Annotated in this window: 15 protein-coding genes; 10 read left to right on the forward strand and 5 right to left on the reverse strand. The window is 70.0% G+C overall.

What is annotated here, in order from left to right; all coding sequences use genetic code 11:
* The first annotated feature begins 41 nt into the window (after positions 1–41).
* From I2W78_RS25610 to I2W78_RS25625, 5 genes are all read left to right on the forward strand, one after another.
* A complete protein-coding gene (locus I2W78_RS25610) occupies positions 42–356 on the forward strand; it encodes a pore-forming ESAT-6 family protein (protein WP_196462615.1) in 315 nt (104 codons plus the stop codon).
* Positions 357–426: 70 nt separating this feature from the next.
* Positions 427–537 carry a DUF6507 family protein gene (locus I2W78_RS40720; RefSeq protein WP_307783775.1) on the forward strand — a complete coding sequence of 37 codons (111 nt, stop codon included), beginning with the start codon at positions 427–429 and terminating at the stop codon, positions 535–537.
* 516 nt (positions 538–1053) lie between these two features.
* Complete coding sequence (locus tag I2W78_RS25615) at positions 1054–1674, forward strand: hypothetical protein (protein WP_196462616.1); 621 nt, start codon at positions 1054–1056, stop codon at positions 1672–1674.
* A gap of 555 nt (positions 1675–2229) precedes the next feature.
* Positions 2230–4482, forward strand: a complete 2253-nt coding sequence (gene recD2 / locus I2W78_RS25620) for an SF1B family DNA helicase RecD2 (RefSeq protein WP_196462617.1) — start codon at positions 2230–2232, stop codon at positions 4480–4482.
* 196 nt (positions 4483–4678) lie between these two features.
* On the forward strand, positions 4679–5968 hold the full coding sequence (locus I2W78_RS25625) for a citrate synthase (RefSeq protein ID WP_196462618.1): 1290 nt from the start codon (positions 4679–4681) through the stop codon (positions 5966–5968).
* Between the two features lie 595 nt (positions 5969–6563).
* Here I2W78_RS25625 and I2W78_RS25630 read toward each other — a convergent pair.
* The 4 genes from I2W78_RS25630 to I2W78_RS25645 all read right to left on the reverse strand — a co-directional run bounded on the left by I2W78_RS25630 (position 6564) and on the right by I2W78_RS25645 (position 11039).
* Positions 6564–8828, reverse strand: coding sequence for a heavy metal translocating P-type ATPase (locus I2W78_RS25630; protein WP_196462619.1), 2265 nt, complete (start codon positions 8826–8828; stop codon positions 6564–6566).
* Positions 8829–8918: 90 nt separating this feature from the next.
* On the reverse strand, positions 8919–9158 hold the full coding sequence (locus tag I2W78_RS25635; RefSeq protein WP_196462620.1) for a heavy-metal-associated domain-containing protein: 240 nt from the start codon (positions 9156–9158) through the stop codon (positions 8919–8921).
* A 72-nt stretch (positions 9159–9230) separates the two neighbouring features.
* Entirely contained in the window at positions 9231–10181 is a 951-nt protein-coding gene (locus I2W78_RS25640; protein ID WP_196462621.1) for a PrsW family intramembrane metalloprotease, read from the reverse strand.
* A gap of 201 nt (positions 10182–10382) precedes the next feature.
* A complete protein-coding gene (locus I2W78_RS25645) occupies positions 10383–11039 on the reverse strand; it encodes a TetR/AcrR family transcriptional regulator (RefSeq protein WP_196462622.1) in 657 nt (218 codons plus the stop codon).
* 173 nt (positions 11040–11212) lie between these two features.
* On the opposite strand from I2W78_RS25645, the gene I2W78_RS25650 reads away from it, so the two are divergent.
* The 3 genes from I2W78_RS25650 to I2W78_RS25660 all read left to right on the forward strand — a co-directional run bounded on the left by I2W78_RS25650 (position 11213) and on the right by I2W78_RS25660 (position 15724).
* Positions 11213–13450 (forward strand): MMPL family transporter, encoded by a 2238-nt coding sequence (locus tag I2W78_RS25650; protein ID WP_196462623.1) that lies wholly within the window; start codon positions 11213–11215, stop codon positions 13448–13450.
* A 251-nt stretch (positions 13451–13701) separates the two neighbouring features.
* A complete protein-coding gene (locus I2W78_RS25655) occupies positions 13702–14745 on the forward strand; it encodes a zinc-dependent alcohol dehydrogenase family protein (RefSeq protein WP_196462624.1) in 1044 nt (347 codons plus the stop codon).
* A 244-nt stretch (positions 14746–14989) separates the two neighbouring features.
* Complete coding sequence (locus tag I2W78_RS25660) at positions 14990–15724, forward strand: GbsR/MarR family transcriptional regulator (RefSeq protein WP_196462625.1); 735 nt, start codon at positions 14990–14992, stop codon at positions 15722–15724.
* A 106-nt stretch (positions 15725–15830) separates the two neighbouring features.
* Here the strand turns inward: I2W78_RS25660 and I2W78_RS25665 are convergent, their stop codons facing one another.
* Entirely contained in the window at positions 15831–16031 is a 201-nt protein-coding gene (locus tag I2W78_RS25665) for a helix-turn-helix transcriptional regulator (RefSeq protein WP_196462626.1), read from the reverse strand.
* Positions 16032–16414: 383 nt separating this feature from the next.
* Between I2W78_RS25665 and iolC the strand changes: the two genes are divergently transcribed.
* Both iolC and I2W78_RS25675 read left to right on the forward strand, forming a co-directional pair.
* The gene (iolC, locus tag I2W78_RS25670) at positions 16415–17416 is read left to right on the forward strand and encodes a 5-dehydro-2-deoxygluconokinase (RefSeq protein ID WP_196462627.1); all 1002 of its coding nucleotides are present in this window, start codon (positions 16415–16417) and stop codon (positions 17414–17416) included.
* Entirely contained in the window at positions 17413–18294 is an 882-nt protein-coding gene (locus I2W78_RS25675; RefSeq protein WP_196462628.1) for a Cgl0159 family (beta/alpha)8-fold protein, read from the forward strand. The genes iolC and I2W78_RS25675 overlap by 4 nt, the downstream gene beginning before the upstream one ends.
* The last annotated feature ends 2 nt before the right edge of the window (positions 18295–18296 follow it).

Genomic DNA, 18296 nt, shown 5'->3' on the forward strand with positions numbered 1-18296 from the left:
GGGTTGGTTGGTTCGGTTTTCTTGACGGGGAGTGGTGTGTGATGGCGGGTGCTGGTGCGGATCGTCGGTCGTATGACACGGGTGCGTCGACGGATGCTCAGGCGAACATTCAGACGGTGATCGGCCGGCTGGAGGAGGTCATCGGTCAGCGCGATCGTCAGGTGAAGGCAGCGATGGCGGACTTCACGGCGGATGGTGTGGCGGATGAGTATCACGGCAAGGAGCAGCGGTGGAACCGTGCTTCGCAGGAGGTGCGGAACATCATCCAGTTGTTGAAGACGACGTTGGAGAAGAACGACGGTACGGCGCAGTCGACGTTGTCGCGGGCGAAGGCGGCGGTGGACAACATCGGCTGAGGCTGGTGACTGGTGACTGGTGACTGGTGACTGGTGGCTGGTCGCTGGGTTTGGTTTACGGGGGTTTGTGGTGTCCGGGTGGGATCTGAAGCCGCAGGGTATTTCGGGTGTGCTGAAGACGACGGGTGAGACCGCGTCGGACTTCGAGAAGTACGGGGACGCCCAGCTCCGTTCTGCGTGAACTGCCACCATATGCGGAACGACGTGGACAGCCTGCACGGCAGGTTCACATGGGACAGCGGTTGCTGTACTGCGTGGAGCCTTTCACAGGCGAAGTAGAAGAATATCTGGGTGGTGCTCGCGTCAGCCTGGAAAACTACGTCGATGGTCTGTCGGACGGCCCAAGCTGGGAGTGGTACAAGGACGGCACACTCCGGTCGCAGGGGATGACGCGCGGGGGCGCCCTGTCGGCGTCTCGCGGGAGTGGCATCCGAACGGCACGCTCGCTTCCGAGAGAGTGTTCGCCGACGACGGTACGATCATGCTCTCGGGTATGGCGCAAAGAGGACGGTGAAATCGGAGAGAAACCCGACGCCTTGGGTGTCGAGGTCGTTCCGAAGAGGGCCCCTTCTGCGTCAGCTATTCCCGCCTGTTGCATTCCTTGGTGATTCACATGCGCCGCATCGGCATCGGTGCCCTCGAAGTGAGCTCTGCAGCCGATCCACCCAGGCTCATCTCGATCGCTACGCTCACCCCCATGGGTCTGGACATCACCGTGATGATCGCCGACGCGGCGTGGCTGGAGGGTGTCCCGCCCAGCGAACGGCTGCCGCTGTTGAGAGGCGCCTGGTACGACGACGAGACGGGTTTCTGGGGCTGGGACGCCACGCCGGCGGCAGAGGGAGACTGGCTGTGGCCGCAGGGGCCCAACGGCGTCTGCTTCGGCGTGTATGAGTTCCGGAACACCTGCGGCTCGTTCAAAGCCCACTTCTGGGCTGGGGAACGCTGGGAGTCCGCTCGCGACCACGTTGATTCCCAACTGCGCGCCGAGTTGGACACCTTGCTTCTCGGACTGATCTGGAACGGGCTGGACGGAGAGGCGGAGCACGTCGACTTCGGCTTCTTCAGCGACGACGGCCCCGGTTTCTACGGCGTACTGCTAGCACGAGCACCGGACAACGTACGGAAACTGGCGGGTACTTGGGAGCGAGTACGGCCCCGCCTGGACGGCGTGGAGCAGGCCTTCACCGAACACGCCGCGCTTTCCCATGGCTGGGTGCACGACTTCCGCGCGTTCAAAGCCCTGCTGGAGGAGTGGGGCTACGTCCTGACCGAAGCCGCCCGGCGAGGCTGGTGCGTTGTGGGGCTCAGCGAATAAGCCAGAAATCACCCGGAATGCCCGAAGCTATCGGGGTCACACGGGACCACACGGGATCACCCGGAATCACGGCGACGTGCCCTCACGTCACCCGCAACCCCACCTTCACCAACAGCCCCTCCCGACTGACCAACAGCTCCGGCACGTCCTCCTCGTAGAACCTCACCTGCCCGAAGCCCCCCGGCCACCGCACATGAGCGGCCAGGACCCCCAGCAGCGCATCGAGCTCCGGCAGGAGCTCCGCGTGGATCTCCTGCGTGCGGTCAGCGCCCAGTGGCCGTCGGGAGCCTGGAGCAGCTCGCCGCTCAGGACGCCGCCGATCTTCGCGGCGGGCCCGCGCTCCGCGAGGAGAGGGAACAGCTCCGGCGAGGCGTCGACCGGTTCCGTCCCGCCGAGGCCGAGGTGTCATCGCAGCACGTCGAGCACATCGCCCGGAACCGTCGGCGAGAGATCGAGCGCCAGCTCAACAGCGAACATGTCAGCCATGACGGAAGTCCAGGTCCGCGAAAAACAGAGCCTCCCCCCACTGTCACCCCCCACCGGTACCGTCGGATCATGTCCACCCAGTCCGCACCCGCCCCCGACGAACGACGACTCGCCGTCCTCGAAGGCGTCCTCGAACGGATCACCTACGCCAACGAGGAGAACGGCTACACGGTCGCCCGCGTCGACACCGGCCGAGGCGGCGGCGACCTCCTCACGGTCGTCGGCGCGCTGCTCGGCGCGCAGGTGGGGGAGTCGCTGCGGATGGAGGGAAGGTGGGGCTCCCACCCGCAGTACGGCAAGCAGTTCACCGTCGAGAACTACACGACCGTCCTCCCGGCCACCGTCCAGGGCATCCGCCGCTACCTCGGCTCCGGGCTGGTCAAGGGCATCGGACCGGTCTTCGCCGACCGGATCACACAGCACTTCGGGCTCGACACCCTCACGATCATCGAGGAGGAGCCCAAGCGCCTCATCGAGGTCCCCGGCCTCGGCCCCAAGCGGACCAAGAAGATCGCCGACGCCTGGGAGGAGCAGAAGGCCATCAAGGAGGTCATGCTCTTCCTCCAGACCGTCGAGGTGTCCACCTCCGTCGCCGTGCGCATCTACAAGAAGTACGGCGACGCCTCCATCTCCGTCGTGAAGAACCAGCCGTACCGCCTCGCCGCCGACGTCTGGGGCATCGGCTTCCTCACCGCCGACAAGATCGCCCAGTCCGTCGGCATCCCGCACGACAGCCCGGAGCGCGTCAAGGCGGGCCTGCAGTACGCCCTTTCACAGTCGACGGACCAGGGGCACTGCTTCCTGCCCGAGGAGCGGCTCATCGCCGACGCCGTCAAACTGCTCCAGGTCGACACGGGCCTCGTCATCGAGTGCCTCGCCGAGCTGGCCGCGCCCGCCGAGGACGGCGAGGACCCCGGTGTCGTACGGGAAAAGGTCCCCGGCCCCGAGGACGGCGAGCCCGTCACCGCCGTCTACCTCGTCCCCTTCCACCGCGCCGAACTCTCCCTCTCCGCCCAGCTCCTGCGTCTGCTGCGTACCGGCGAGGACCGCATGCCCGGCTTCCACGACGTCGCCTGGGACAGGGCACTGGCGTGGCTGAAAGGCCGTACCGGCGCCGACCTCGCCCCCGAGCAGGAGGCCGCCGTCAAGCTGGCGCTGACGAAGAAGGTCGCGGTCCTCACCGGCGGTCCCGGTTGCGGCAAGTCCTTCACGGTGCGGTCGATCGTGGAGCTGGCCCGCGCCAAGAAGGCCAAGGTCGTCCTCGCCGCCCCGACCGGCCGTGCCGCCAAGCGCCTCGCCGAGCTCACCGGCGCCGAGGCCTCCACCGTCCACCGGCTCCTCGAACTCAAGCCCGGCGGAGACGCCGCCTACGACAAGGACCGCCCCCTCGACGCCGACCTCGTGGTCGTCGACGAGGCCTCCATGCTGGACCTCCTCCTCGCCAACAAGCTCGTCAAGGCCGTCCCGCCCGGCGCCCACCTCCTCTTCGTCGGCGACGTCGACCAGCTCCCCAGCGTCGGCGCGGGCGAGGTGCTGCGGGACCTCCTCGCCGACGGCAGCCCCGTCCCCGCCGTCCGCCTCACCCGCGTCTTCCGGCAGGCCCAGCAGTCCGGCGTGGTCACCAACGCCCACCGGATCAACGCCGGACAGCACCCCGTCACGGACGGCATGAAGGACTTCTTCCTGTTCGTCGAGGACGACACGGAGGCCGCCGGGCGGCTCACCGTGGATGTGGCGGCTCGTCGTATTCCGGCCCGGTTCGGGCTCGACCCGCGCCGGGACGTCCAGGTGCTCGCGCCCATGCACCGGGGGCCCGCCGGCGCCGGCACGCTCAACGGACTCCTCCAGCAGGCCATCACCCCGGGCCGCCCCGAGGTGCCGGAGAAGCGGTTCGGCGGTCGGGTTTTCCGCGTCGGCGACAAGGTCACCCAGATTCGCAACAATTACGAGAAGGGCAAGAACGGTGTCTTCAACGGCACCGTGGGCGTGGTCACCTCGCTCGACCCGGTCGACCAGCGCCTCACGGTACTGACGGACGAGGACGAGGAGGTTCCGTACGAATTCGACGAACTGGACGAACTGGCACACGCCTACGCGGTGACCATCCATCGTTCGCAGGGGAGTGAATACCCGGCGGTGGTCATCCCGGTGACCACGGGCGCCTGGATGATGCTCCAACGCAACCTGCTCTACACGGCGGTCACCCGCGCCAAGCGGCTGGTCGTCCTCGTCGGTTCCCGCAAGGCGATCGGCCAGGCGGTGCGCACGGTGTCGGCGGGACGCCGCTGCACGGCCCTGGACTTCAGGCTCGCGGAAAAATGATCGATCAAACGAGTCGTAAAGGTCACAGAGCACTTCCGGATGGGGAATCAACCGGGCAGGATGGCAGGTTGGCGGCACTGAGTGCCGCCTATAAGCCCAATGGTCGACCCCGAGTGCACTCTCCTGAGCCAAATGGGGGATGGTAGAGACAGTCAGGGCACCTCGAAGATGAGGCACTACGTCGGTGAGGGAAGACGTGAGCGACAACTCTGTAGTACTGCGGTACGACGGCAGCGAGTACACCTACCCGGTGATCGACAGCACCGTCGGGGACAAGGGCTTCGACATCGGAAAGCTCCGGACCCAGACCGGTCTCGTGACCCTGGACAGCGGTTACGGCAACACCGCCGCCTATAAATCCGCCATCACCTATCTGGATGGCGAGGCCGGCATCCTCCGCTACCGCGGTTACCCGATCGAGCAGCTGGCCGAGCGCTCCACCTTCCTGGAGGTGGCCTACCTGCTGATCAACGGTGAGCTGCCGACCGTCGACCAGCTCACCGGCTTCAGGAACGACATCACGCAGCACACCCTGCTGCACGAGGACGTCAAGAACTTCTACAAGGGCTTCCCCCGCGACGCCCACCCGATGGCCATGCTGTCGTCGGTCGTCTCGGCGCTGTCCACCTTCTACCAGGACAGCCACAACCCGTTCGACGAGCGGCAGCGCAACCTCTCCACCATCCGCCTGCTCGCCAAGCTCCCGACGATCGCGGCGTACGCGTACAAGAAGTCGATCGGTCACCCGTTCGTCTACCCGCGCAACGACCTCGGTTACGTCGAGAACTTCCTGCGCATGACCTTCTCGGTCCCCGCCCAGGAGTACGAGCTCGACCCGATCGTGGTCGCCGCGCTGGACAAGCTGCTGATCCTGCATGCGGACCACGAGCAGAACTGCTCGACCTCCACGGTCCGCCTGGTCGGCTCCTCGCAGGCGAACATGTTCGCCTCGATCTCCGCCGGCATCAACGCCCTGTGGGGCCCGCTGCACGGCGGCGCCAACCAGTCCGTGCTGGAGATGCTGGAGGGCATCCGCGACTCCGGCGGTGACGTCGACTCCTTCATCCGCAAGGTGAAGAACAAGGAGGACGGCGTCCGTCTGATGGGCTTCGGCCACCGGGTCTACAAGAACTTCGACCCGCGCGCCAAGATCATCAAGGCTGCCGCGCACGACGTCCTGTCCGCCCTCGGCAAGTCCGACGAACTGCTGGACATCGCGCTGAAGCTGGAGGAGCACGCGCTCTCCGACGACTACTTCGTCTCGCGCAGCCTCTACCCGAACGTCGACTTCTACACCGGTCTGATCTACCGGGCGATGGGCTTCCCGACCGAGATGTTCACGGTCCTGTTCGCCCTCGGCCGGCTGCCGGGCTGGATCGCCCAGTGGCACGAGATGATCAAGGAGCCGGGCTCCCGTATCGGCCGCCCGCGGCAGATCTACACGGGCGTCGTCGAGCGCGACTTCGTCCCGGTCGAGGAGCGCTGATCCCCCGCGGCCGCCTGACGCACAGCAGGCGGCCGCATCCAGCGGAGCACGGCACCCGCACTCCGTACTGATATGCAGAAGGCGCCCCGGTACGCCGGTCCCCCCACGGGCCGACGACCAGGGCGCCTTCCCATGTCCCGGTGCGGATTCCCCCCACGGGATCCGGCCGGGCGTCTGTGAGGACCAGCGCCTGAATCGCTGTTACTGCATATCGCGGTACTGCGGTGCTGCCGCTGCGGTCTGCCGGGACAGCGCACGCTGGGAGGGCCGCTCAAAGCTTCCCGGTGTACGTGTCCCGGCAACGCATCTCTGAGGAAGTCCCCCAAGACATCCCCAGATGCCAGGCGGCGCCCCCCAAGACGCCCTCTGACATCGCCAACTTAGACCTTCGAACCCCTTCGATGGTTACGTTCACATCACTGTGATCTGCGTCTCTTGCATATGTCCCGTTAGATACGCAAGAGGCCCGATACGAAGAACGGGGCTCAAGCGTAAGGATGATGCGCGAGCCTTGTGAAGAGCTTATGTGAGGCTCGCGTCGGACTGAAGGGGATCCAGCCTTTTCAGTGGAACGTCCGGGCTCGAACGTCCGGGCTCAGCGAAACGCCCGCAGTCGCAAACTGTTCGTCACGACGAACACGGACGACAGGGCCATCGCCGCTCCCGCGATCATCGGGTTCAGCAGGCCCGCGGCGGCCAGCGGCAGCGCGGCCACGTTGTAGCCGAAGGCCCACACGAGGTTGCCCTTGATCGTGGTGAGCGTCCGGCGGGACAGCCGGATCGCGTCCGCCGCCACCCGGAGATCCCCGCGGACGAGGGTCAGGTCGCCCGCCTCGATCGCCGCGTCGGTGCCCGTACCCATCGCGAGGCCCAGATCGGCGGTGGCGAGCGCGGCCGCGTCGTTGACGCCGTCCCCGACCATGGCGACCGTCCGCCCCTCGGCCTGCAGCCGTCGTACCACCCCGACCTTGTCCTCGGGCAGCACCTCGGCGATCACCTGATCGATCCCGACGGTCTCCGCCACCGCCTCGGCCACCCGCCGGTTGTCCCCGGTCAGCAGCACCGGCGTGAGCCCCAGCGCGCGCAACTCGCGCACGGCCTGCGCGCTGGTCTCCTTCACGGCGTCCGCGACCGCGAGCACCCCGCGCGCGACCCCGTCCCAGCCGACCACGACGGCCGTACGACCGCTGCTCTCGGCCTTGTCACGGGCGCGGGCCAACTCCTCCGGCAGCTCCTCGAAGAGGCGCCCCACGGCCACCTCACGGCCCGCCACGTGCCCGCGCACGCCCCGCCCGGGCACGTTCTCGAACCGCTCGACCGCCGGCAGCTCCCCGACCCGCCCCTCCGCACCGGCGGCCACGGCCCGGGCGACCGGGTGTTCGGAGGCGTGTTCGAGGGCGCCCGCGAGTCGCAGCAGCTCCCGCTCGTCGGTGCCTTCGGCGACGTACACCTCCTGGAGGGTCATCCGGCCGGTGGTCACCGTTCCGGTCTTGTCCAGGACGACGGTGTCGACGCGGCGCGTGGACTCCAGTACCTCGGGGCCCTTGATCAGGATGCCGAGCTGGGCGCCGCGGCCCGTGCCGACCATCAGGGCGGTCGGCGTGGCCAGGCCCAGGGCGCACGGGCAGGCGATGATCAGCACGGCGACGGCCGCGGTGAAGGCGGCGACGGTGTCGCCGGTCGCGCCGAGCCACACGCCGAAGGTGGCGGTCGCGAGCACCAGGACGGCGGGTACGAAGATCCCGGCGATCCGGTCCGCGAGCCGCTGCACCTCCGCCTTGCCGTTCTGGGCCTCCTCGACCAGCCGCGCCATCCGCGCGAGCTGGGTGTCGGCGCCGACCCGGGTGGCCTCGACGACCAGCCGGCCACCGACGTTCACGGTCGCCCCGGCCACCGCCTCCCCGGCCGTCACATCGACCGGCACGGACTCGCCGGTCAGCATCGACAAGTCGACCGCGGAGGCGCCCTCCACGACCGTGCCGTCGGTGGCGATCTTCTCGCCGGGGCGTACGACGAACCGGTCGCCGACGGCCAGTTCGGTGACCGGCACGCGGACCTCGCGCCCGTCGCGCAGTACCGCCACGTCCTTCGCACCGAGTTCCATCAGGGCCCGTAGCGCGGCACCCGCGCGGCGCTTGGAGCGGGCTTCCAGATAGCGGCCGAGGAGGAGGAAGGCGATGACTCCGGCGGCCACTTCGAGGTAGATCGTCGAGGCGCCGTCCGTGCGGGAGACGGTGAGTTCGAAGGGATGCCGCATGCCCGGCATGCCCGCGTGCCCGAAGAACAGCGCCCACAGCGACCAGCCGAACGCGGCCAGCGTGCCCACCGAGACGAGGGTGTCCATGGTGGCCGCGGCGTGCCGGGCGTTGGTCCAGGCGGCCTTGTGGAAGGGCAGGCCGCCCCAGACGACGACGGGCGCGGCGAGGGTGAGGGACAGCCACTGCCAGTTGTCGAACTGGAGGGCGGGGACCATCGCGAGCAGGACGACGGGGGCGGCGAGGAGCGCGGAAACGATCAGGCGCTGCCGCAGGGCAGCCAGCTCGGGATCCCGGGCCGGCGTCTGTTCCGGCTCCGGCCGCGGCGGCACGGGCTCCTCGGCCGTGTATCCCGTCTTCACGACCGTGTCGATCAGGTCGGCGACCTCGATCCCCGCCGGGTAGGTGACCCGCGCCTTCTCCGTCGCGTAGTTCACCGTGGCGCTGACGCCGTCCATCCGGTTGAGCTTCTTCTCGACGCGGGCCGCGCAGGCGGCGCAGGTCATCCCGCCGATCAGCAGTTCGACCTCGGAAACCGGCGGGTCTATGGAGGTCTGTGTGGTGATGCTGGTCGTGGTGGCGCTGGCCGTGGTGGTGCTCGTCATGTCCGACTCCGACTCCAAACGACGGACCGGGCCGTACGGGGCCGATCTGTGGTCGGTCCTCCGGTACGGCCCGGGAAGGGGAAGCGTGCTTCAGGCGCGGCCGACCAGCTCGAAGCCGGCCTCGTCGACGGCCGCGCGCACGGCCTCCTCGTCCAGGGCGGTCGCGGAGACGACCGTTACCTCGCCGCCGGCCGCGACGGCCTTCACCGAACTGACACCGGGCAGCTGCGAGATCTCGCCGGAGACGGCGCCCTCACAGTGTCCGCAGCTCATCCCGCTCACCTTGTAGACGGCGGTGACGGAACCTGTGGTGTCGGTCTGCGCGGTCATGTGGTTCTCCTCGTCGAGGCAGGTGGGACTGACGGGACCCAGGAGGGCCTCCGTACACTCCACACTATACCCCTAGGGGGTACTTCTCCAGGAGGGGGCGCGGCGCGCCAGCGACCGCGCCCAGGCGAGGCCGAGCAGCGCCACGGCGACCAGTCCGCCGACCGAGAGCAGCGTGAACAGGTGCCGCTGCGCCTCGGTGGGGTGCGGGATGTAGCCCTCGGCGAACAGCTGCCCGGCGAGCCCGGTCCCGGTCAGCCGGACCACCAGCCAGACGGCGATGCCGTGGGTGGAGTCCCACAGGGTGTGCAGCAGGGCCACGCCGAGATACGTCGCGGCGGCCGCGCCGGTGAGGCGGAAGCGTCCGTAGGGGGAGCGGCAGGCGAGCAGCACACCGCCGGCGATCGCCGTCCACAGGCCGTGGCCGAAGGGCGCGAGCACCCCGCGCAGGATCTCGGTCTCCAGCAGCGCCCTGAGATCGATGCCCCCGGCGGAGACGGCCGCGTTGAACGCGTACCCGGCGCTCTCCAGGGCCGCGAAGCCGAAGCCGACGGTCGCGCCCAGCACGAGCCCGGCCCGCATCCCCCGGATCCGGGTCTGCCGGCGCAGTACGAACATCAGCGCGCCCAGCTTCATCGCCTCCTCGATGAGACCGACGCCCGCGAACATCGACAGGGACGGGTGCAGCAGGTAGTACTCCATCAGCGAGGCGCCCAGCACCCCGAGCGTCCCGCCGGTCAGGAAACAGCCGAGGATCACGCTGACGCCCAGGTCACGGCCGTGTCGTTCGTACGCCCACAGTACGAAGGTCACGGGGGCCAGGAAGCTGCCGAGCAGGATGAGGGTGGGCAGGAGGGTGGTGTTGCCGGTCCCGTAGGTGGCGAGCGCGGTCAGCGCCCAAAGTGCCAGCCCGCCCCAGAGGCAGCGCCGCCACAGGCCCGCACGGATCCGGGGGTACGACGGTGGTGGTTGCTGCGGGCCGGGGATGCGGGCCCGGGGCGCGCCGGGCGGCGGGGAGTGGGTCACGGCGGGTCCCTCGTACTCCTGTGGTGCTCCTGCGGGAGTGATTTGTCCGAACCATATGTGGGTGCGGCGTATGTCGCAGTCCGGCAAAGGGGAGTGAGGGGTGCTCAGCGTCCGGGCCGGGGTGGAAGTCCCTCTGGGGTGCGGGCGCTTTCGTCCTGCGCCCGCCGGGCATCGCGGGCGGGCCTCGGGCGGTGTGGGACCTCAGGAGCGGCGAGCGGCGGCCAGCGGTTCGAGGTAGCGGATCAGGGTGTTCTTCAGCTCCTGGACGTACGCCTCACGCTCGGCGCCCCCGTGGGCGAGGATCAGTTCCAGGCCCGCCTTGTAGATGCCGAGGCACATGTGCGCGGTGCGGGTGACGTCGGCCGGGGGCGTGCCGGGCAGGAGTGAGGTGAGGAGCGTCTCGACGCGCAGCAGCAGGGTCGCGTGCAGCGCGTCGTGCTCCTCGGCGATCCGGCCGGGGATGTCGGGGCCGTGCATCAGCGCGAAGAACACCGGGTGCCGGCAGTTGAAGGCGATGAACCGGTCGACGGCGGAGTCGATGGCCTCCGCCACCGGGGTAGCGGGGTCGACGGGCGCGAGCGCCTCGCCGTACATCTCCCGCATCTCGTGCATCAGCCGGTCGCCCAGCTCGATCGCGATCGCTTCCTTGTTCGGGAAGAACTGGTAGAGCGTGCCCGGTGAGACACCTGCCTCGCGGGCGATGGCGTTGGTGCTGGCAGCCGTGTAGCCGGTGGTGCAGAAGACGGAGGCCGCGGCCTCCAGCAACTGGGCGATACGGCGCTCGCCGCGCGCCTGACGACGGCGCGGGCGGGGCTCCGCCGTCGACTCCTGCGTCGGCTTCTCGGTCTTCTCGGGCACGCGTTATCCCCAGCTCTCCGAAGGCGATTGACAAACGCGAGTGGTCGCTCGCATTCTGTTGGAACGCGAGCGATCTCTCGTGTTTTCCAGTGTATGGCCATGGCCGACCCATGCCCCCTGCCCGAGCGAGCCCGGGCGGGCGGTACGGGTCATGGTGAAGGGGACACCGCACGATGACCGAAGTCAACACACCACCGCGAGCACCGCGCCCGGGGGGCTGGACGCGCCTGGTGACCGCCCGGCCCCGCCTGTCGCTGTTCGCGGCCCTGGTGCTGACCGTGCTCGCGGTGCTGGCCGGCAGCGGCGTCGCCGAGCGGCTGGGCAGCGGCGGCTGGGAGGACCCGGACGCCCAGTCGACGTACGCGACCAAGGCACTGGAGCGCGAGTTCCCCGACTCCCAGCCGAACCTGCTGCTGCTCGTGGACGCCGGCCGGGCCTCGGTGGACGATCCGGCCGTCACCGCGGCGGCCGGGCGCCTCGCCGAGCAACTGGCCGCAGAGAAGGGCGTGGTGGGCGTCGGCTCCTACTGGCAGTCCAGGTCGCCGGCCCTGCGTGCGGAGGACGGGCACGAGGCGCTGATCGCCGCCCGGATCACCGGCGACGACAAGACCGCCGGAGAGACCCTGGAGCGCATCGCACGCTCCCTGCGCGGGACACACGGCCCGGTGGAGGTCAAGATCGGCGGCCTGGTGACGGTACGGCACGAGATGCAGACGATCATCCAGGAGGACCTGACCCGGGCCGAACTGATCGCCCTGCCGGTCACACTGGTGCTGCTGGTGATGGTCTTCGGCAGCGCGGTCGCGGCCCTGCTCCCGCTGGGCATCGGCATAGCGGCGATCCTGGGCACGAACGCCGTACTGCGCGGCCTGACCGAGTTCACCGACGTCTCGGTCTTCGCACTGAACCTCACGACGGCACTGGGCCTGGGCCTGGCCATCGACTACGCGTTGTTCATCGTCCGCCGCTTCCGCGAGGAACTGTCCACGGGCGCCGACCCGTTGACGGCTGTGGGCACGACCCTGCGCACCGCGGGCCGCACGGTCCTGTTCTCCGCGCTCACGGTCGCGGTCTCGCTGGCGGCGATGCTGCTGTTCCCGCAGTACTTCCTGCGGTCCTTCGCCTACGCCGGGATCGCTGTGGTCCTGCTCGCAGCGGCGGCCGCACTGATCCTGCTGCCGGCGGCCCTGGTGCTGCTCGGCCACCGGGTGAACGCACTGGACCTGCGCCGCCTCTTCCGGCGCGGCAGGCAGCCCACGCCGACGGGCGAGGCAGGTGGCGCCTGGGGCCGCACGGCGTCGCTGGTGATGCGCCGGGCCCCCTTCTTCGCGATCGGCACCACTGCGGTGCTGCTCCTGCTCGGACTGCCCTTCCTGGGCGTGAAGTTCGGCACGGCCGACGACCGCCAGCTGCCGGCCGGCGCCGAGTCCCATGTGGTGCAGGAACACATCAGGGACGGCTTCCCGGGCAGCCCCGGCGGCGGCCTGGAGGTGCTGGCCGAGGGCGCGGCGACCGAGGCACAGTACGCCGACTACAAGGAGCGGATCGCCGCGCTGCCGGACGTGCTCCGGGTGGACGGCCCCCTGGTGCAGGGCGACTCGGCGTACTTCACGGTGCTGCCGAAGGGCGAGGCGGTCGACGAGCCGGCCCAGCGTCTGGTGGACGAACTGCGCGCGACGCGGGCCCCGTTCGACACCAGCGTGACCGGCACGGCGGCGGTCCTGGTCGACTCCAAGGACGCGATAGGCGAACGCCTGCCCTGGGCCCTGGCCTTCATAGCGGCCGTCACCCTGTTCCTTGTCTTCCTCCTCACCGGCAGCGTGCTGATACCGGTCCAGGCGGTGGTCCTCAACGCCCTCAGCCTCACGGCGATGTTCGGCGCGGTCGTCTGGGTCTTCCAGGACGGCCACCTCTCCGGCCTGCTCGGCTTCACCAGCCCCGGCTCCATAGAGACGACCCTGCCCGTGCTGATGTTCTGCGTGGCGTTCGGCCTCTCCATGGACTACGGCGTGTTCCTGCTGTCCCGCATCAAGGAGGAGTACGACCACACGGGCGACCACGACCGGGCCGTCCGGCACGGCCTGCAGCGCACCGGCGGGCTGATCACGGCGGCGGCGGTCATCCTGGCGGTCGTGATGGTCGCCATCGGCACCTCCCGCGTCACCAACACCAAGATGCTCGGCCTGGGGATAGCCCTGGCGGTCCTGATGGACGCGATGGTGGTCCGCAGCCTGCTGGTCCCGGCGGTGATGCGCCTGACCGGCCGCACCACCTGGTGGGCCCCGGCCCCGCTACGCCGGTTCCACGCCCGGTTCGGGCTCAGCGAGGGGGAGTCGGCGGCGCCGGTGGCGGAGACCGGACGGGACGAGGAGGAGCAGCGGGTGCGGGACAAGGTGGGGGCTGGGGGGTGACGGGGACTGTGGTGGGTGCGCGGTGAGGTGGGGCTGGGGGATGAGGGGCAGGGCGGTGGCCGCGCGGCGAGGTCGCGGTCGGAGGAGGGCGGGGACGGGCGGTGGGTGCGCGACAGTCGTTGTGGGCGGAGGCTAGCGTTCCGTCAGGACCCGGGCCGTGTGCGCCGACGTCTTGAGCGAGGCGAAGGGCTCAGGACCCGGAGAGCATGAAGAACCCAGGTCCTGGACAAGGCGAAGGCGAGGGGTGACGGATGCGGGCTGTGGTGTTCGAGCGGTTCGGGGAAGCCGCCGAGGTGCGGGAGGTGGCCGACCCTCGGCCCGCGGAGCACGGGGTCGTGGTGCGGGTCGAGGCCACCGGGCTGTGCCGCAGCGACTGGCACGGCTGGCAGGGCCACGACCCGGACATCACGCTGCCCCACGTGCCCGGGCATGAACTCGCCGGTGTCGTCGAGGCGGTGGGCGCCCGGGTGACCGGCTGGCGGCCCGGCGACCGGATCACCGTGCCGTTCGTGTGCGCCTGCGGCACCTGCCCCTCCTGCGCCGCCGGCGACCAGCAGGTGTGCGAGCGGCAGACGCAGCCCGGCTTCACGCACTGGGGCTCCTTCGCCCAGTACGTGGCGCTGGACCACGCCGACGTGAACCTCGTCGCCGTCCCGGACGGCATGACCTTCGCGACGGCGGCCTCGCTGGGGTGCCGGTTCGCGACGGCGTTCCGGGCGGTCGTGCAGCAGGGCCGGGTGGCGTCGGGGGAGTGGGTCGCGGTGCACGGGTGCGGGGGAGTGGGCCTGTCGGCCGTGATGATCGCGGCGGCGTCCGGGGCGAGGGTCGTCGCCGTCGACATATCGCCCCAGGCCCTCGACCTGGCACGGAAGTTCGGGGCGGCGGAGTGCGTGGACGCGGCCCGCACCGAGGACACGGCGACCGCGATCCGGGACCTCACCGGTGGCGGCGCCCACCTCTCCCTCGACGCCCTCGGGTCCCCCGCCACGTGCGCCGCCTCCGTCAACGGCCTGCGCCGGCGCGGCCGGCACGTCCAGGTCGGCCTGCTCCCCTCAGCCACGGGCACGACTCCCGTCCCCATGGCCCGCGCGGTCGCCCTGGAGCTGGAACTGCTGGGCAGCCATGGCATGGCTGCCCATACCTACCCGCCGATGCTGGAGTCCGTCCGGGCGGGCACCCTGCGCCCCGACCTGCTGGTGACCGCGACCATCCCCCTGGACGCGGCCCCGACCGCACTCGCCGCACTGGGCAGCGCACCGGGGGCGGGCGTGACGGTCATCGAGCCGTGGAGTTGACGCCGGGGCCTTTCACCGGAGACAGGTCTCCCTCATCGTGCCAGTTTCTGACAATGGAAACGCTACGTTGCATTCATGAAGCAGGCAATTTACTCGTTGCGCATCGCCGTCATCAACCCACTTCGCAGCCAGAGATCATTGCAATGGTCTTGAATTCAATGCAACAACCTCAAGCCTGTTCATTGCAACTGATGGAAAGCGGGCGTTATGGTGGGGACGCCGCAGACCGCGAAGGAGACCCGCGATGCCGGGAGGCAGACTCACCCAGCAGGAACGCCAGCAGATCGCGCTGGGACTGGCTGACAGCCTCGCCTACGCGGAGATCGCCAGACGCCTCGACCGCCCGACCTCGACCATCACACGCGAGGTCTTGCGCAACGGCGGCCCCACGGCCTACCGCGCCGACCTCGCCCACCGCGCCACCGAACGCCGCGCCCACCGCCGCAGGAAGGCCGCGGCCCGGGACCCCCACACACCCCCGCAGGCGTACGGACGCGACGCCGAAGCGGTGCGCGAGTACGAGGAGACGTTCACCACCGTCTTCATGCAATCGGGCCTGCCGAAGATGACGGCCCGGGTGCTGGCCGGCCTCTACACCACCGACGCCGGCAGCCTCACCGCCTCCGAACTCGCCGGACGCCTCCAGGTCAGCCCGGCATCCGTCTCCAAAGCCGTCACGTTCCTCGAAAGCCAGGGCCTCATCCGCCGGGAACGCGACGAACGGCGCCGCGAACGCTACGTCGTCGACGACGACGTCATGTATCAGTCCACGATGGCCGGCGCCCGATCCACCGCCCACCTCGGCGAGGTCGCCCGGCAGGGTGTGGGCATCCTCGGCCCCGGCACCCCGGCCGCCGCCCGCCTGGAGAACATCGCCCGCTTCGTCGACTTCATCTCCGAGAGCATCGCCCGCGCCGCGGACCAGGCCCGCGAGATCCTCCACACGAAACCCGAAGGCTCCTCGGACAGCGCTACCTGAGCCACCTTCAGCGAGCCGGCGGCACCCCAGCCCGCGCACGACCGTGCCCCACGCGAACGTGGGGCACCACGGACACCTCACCGAACGGCCCCTCACCGGCAGCCGCTCAGTCCGCATGCCTCCCGCGGTTGCGCGGCCGGGAGGCGACCCAGGCGCGGACGGTGTCCGCGTACCAGTACGGCTTGCCGCCCTCCACATGGTCGGGCGGGGGCAGCAGCCCGTGCTTGCGGTACGACCGCACGGTGTCCGGCTGCACCTTGATGTGCGCCGCGATCTCCTTGTACGACCAGAGCATTTGGTCGGTCATGAGTGCACCTCCCTGCGCGTGCCGCGGCGGCGGCCGGGGGCGGCCGTCAGGGGGAGCCGGGCGCTGCGCTGGCGATCATTCACCACGCCTGTGCCCCGTCAACGACGGAGAGTGACGGCAGGGGAGCGGCTGTGGACGGGGTGTGACGCGCGGCCCGCGTACACCGGACATGCGTGACAAGGGAGTGGCGTTTGTGACAGAGGTGAAGCAAACGCGCACGCCGGCCCCTCGGGCGGGGCGCGTTGACATCAAGGCGCCGCCACCGCAACTCACCTGCACTGGTCCGAATGTCTGGACAAACTATTGACAGGCCGCACGCCCGGAGACTAGAAACCGTCAGAGAGCCGCCGACGAAGGCGCGACGGGAACGCGAAGGGATCTCGATGGCGTACGACCTGATCACCATGGGGCGGATCGGCGTGGACCTCTACCCGCTGCAGACCGGCGTTCCGCTCCCACAGGTGACGTCCTTCGGCAAGTTCCTCGGCGGATCCGCGACCAACGTCGCCGTGGCCGCCGCCCGCCTGGGCCGCCGTACCGCGGTGATCACCCGCACCGGCGACGACCCGTTCGGCACCTATCTGCACGAGGCGCTGCGGGACTTCGGTGTCGACGACCGCTGGGTCACGCCGGTGCCCGGACTGCCGACCCCGGTCACCTTCTGCGAGGTCTTCCCGCCGGACGACTTCCCGCTGTACTTCTACCGGCAGCCCAAGGCCCCCGACCTGGAGATCGACGCCCACGAGCTGGACCTCGACGCCATCCGCGCGGCGAGCATCTTCTGGGTCACCGGCACCGGCCTGAGTGAGGAGCCCAGCCGTACGGCGACCCTCGCGGCCCTCGCCCACCGCGGCAAGTCCGACACCACGGTCTTCGACCTCGACTGGCGCCCCATGTTCTGGCGGGACCCGGACGCGGCCCGCCCCTTCTACGCCGAGGCCCTGAAGCACACCACCGTCGCCGTCGGCAACCTCGACGAGGTGGAGATCGCCACCGGCGTCCGCGAACCGCACGCGGCAGCCGCGGCACTCCTCGACGCCGGTGTGTCCGTCGCCGTGGTCAAGCAGGGCCCCAAGGGTGTCCTCGCCGTCAGCGGCGCGGGCGAGTCCGTCGAGGTCCCCCCGCTGCCGGTCGACGTCCTCAACGGCCTCGGCGCCGGTGACGCCTTCGGCGGCTCGCTCTGCCACGGCCTGCTGGCGGGCTGGGACCTGGAGAAGACCATGCGGCACGCCAACGCCGCCGGCGCCATCGTCGCCTCCCGCCTGGAGTGCTCCTCCGCGATGCCCACCCAGGCCGAGGTGGACGCGGCGCTCACCGCAGGCGCCGTACGCACGACACAACCCGACACTTCGGCCCCCGCCCACTCCACGGGAGCCACCCAGTGACCGTCGACATCGCGGACCTCGTCCGCACCCGCACCCACCGCCCCGAGGCCATCGGCGAAGCCGCCGCCCGCCGCGTCCGCCGCCCGCTGCTCAACGCGAACGGCCGCCTCATGATCGTCGCCGCCGACCACCCGGCCCGTGGCGCGCTCGGTGTCGGTGACCGCAAGCTGGCCATGGCCAACCGCGCCGACCTGCTCGAACGCCTCTGCCTCGCGCTCAGCCGCCCCGGCGTCGACGGCGTCCTCGCCACCGCCGACATCCTCGACGACCTGCTGCTGCTCGGCGCCCTCGACGACAAGGTCGTCATGGGCTCGATGAACCGCGGCGGCCTCCAGGGCGCCCGCTTCGAGCTCGACGACCGGTTCACCGGCCATCGCCCCGAGGACATAGCGCGCCTCGGGTTCGACGCCGGCAAGCTGCTGCTGCGCATCGACTACGACGACCCGGGCTCCCTGACCACCCTGGAGTCCACGGCCCGGGCCATCGACGCCATGGCGGCGCACCGGCTGCCCGTCTTCGTCGAGCCGTTCATCAGCCGCCGGGACGCCGACGGGCGGCTGCGCAACGACCTGTCCGCCGATGCCGTCACCCGGTCCATCGCCATCGCCTCGGGCCTGGGCGGCAGCTCGGCGTACACCTGGCTGAAGGTGCCCGTCACCGCGAACCCCGACGACATGGCCCAGGTCATGGAGACCACGACCCTGCCCGCCGTGCTGCTGGGCGGCGACGTCAGCGACGACCAGGACAGTGCGTACGAGAAGTGGCGCGGCGCCCTCCAACTCCCCACCGTGCGGGGGCTGGTGGTCGGCCGGTCGCTGCTGTACCCGGCGGACGGCGATGTGGCCGCCGCCGTGGACATCGCCGTAGGACTGCTGTGAGG

It is taken from the genome of Streptomyces spinoverrucosus, assembly GCF_015712165.1.
Taxonomy (GTDB): Bacteria; Actinomycetota; Actinomycetes; order Streptomycetales; family Streptomycetaceae; genus Streptomyces; species Streptomyces spinoverrucosus_A.

What these genes read in the sequence shown, in the direction of transcription:
- I2W78_RS25665 (WP_196462626.1), bottom strand. Translation starts at nt 16,031, where the DNA reads ATGACCGACCAAATGCTCTGGTCGTACAAGGAGATCGCGGCGCACATC.
- I2W78_RS25650 (WP_196462623.1), top strand. Translation starts at nt 11,213, where the DNA reads ATGACCGAAGTCAACACACCACCGCGAGCACCGCGCCCGGGGGGCTGG.
- iolC (WP_196462627.1), top strand. Translation starts at nt 16,415, where the DNA reads ATGGCGTACGACCTGATCACCATGGGGCGGATCGGCGTGGACCTCTAC.
- I2W78_RS25630 (WP_196462619.1), bottom strand. Translation starts at nt 8,828, where the DNA reads ATGACGAGCACCACCACGGCCAGCGCCACCACGACCAGCATCACCACA.
- I2W78_RS25635 (WP_196462620.1), bottom strand. Translation starts at nt 9,158, where the DNA reads ATGACCGCGCAGACCGACACCACAGGTTCCGTCACCGCCGTCTACAAG.
- I2W78_RS25610 (WP_196462615.1), top strand. Translation starts at nt 42, where the DNA reads ATGGCGGGTGCTGGTGCGGATCGTCGGTCGTATGACACGGGTGCGTCG.
- I2W78_RS25655 (WP_196462624.1), top strand. Translation starts at nt 13,702, where the DNA reads ATGCGGGCTGTGGTGTTCGAGCGGTTCGGGGAAGCCGCCGAGGTGCGG.
- recD2 (WP_196462617.1), top strand. Translation starts at nt 2,230, where the DNA reads ATGTCCACCCAGTCCGCACCCGCCCCCGACGAACGACGACTCGCCGTC.
- I2W78_RS25660 (WP_196462625.1), top strand. Translation starts at nt 14,990, where the DNA reads ATGCCGGGAGGCAGACTCACCCAGCAGGAACGCCAGCAGATCGCGCTG.
- I2W78_RS25615 (WP_196462616.1), top strand. Translation starts at nt 1,054, where the DNA reads ATGGGTCTGGACATCACCGTGATGATCGCCGACGCGGCGTGGCTGGAG.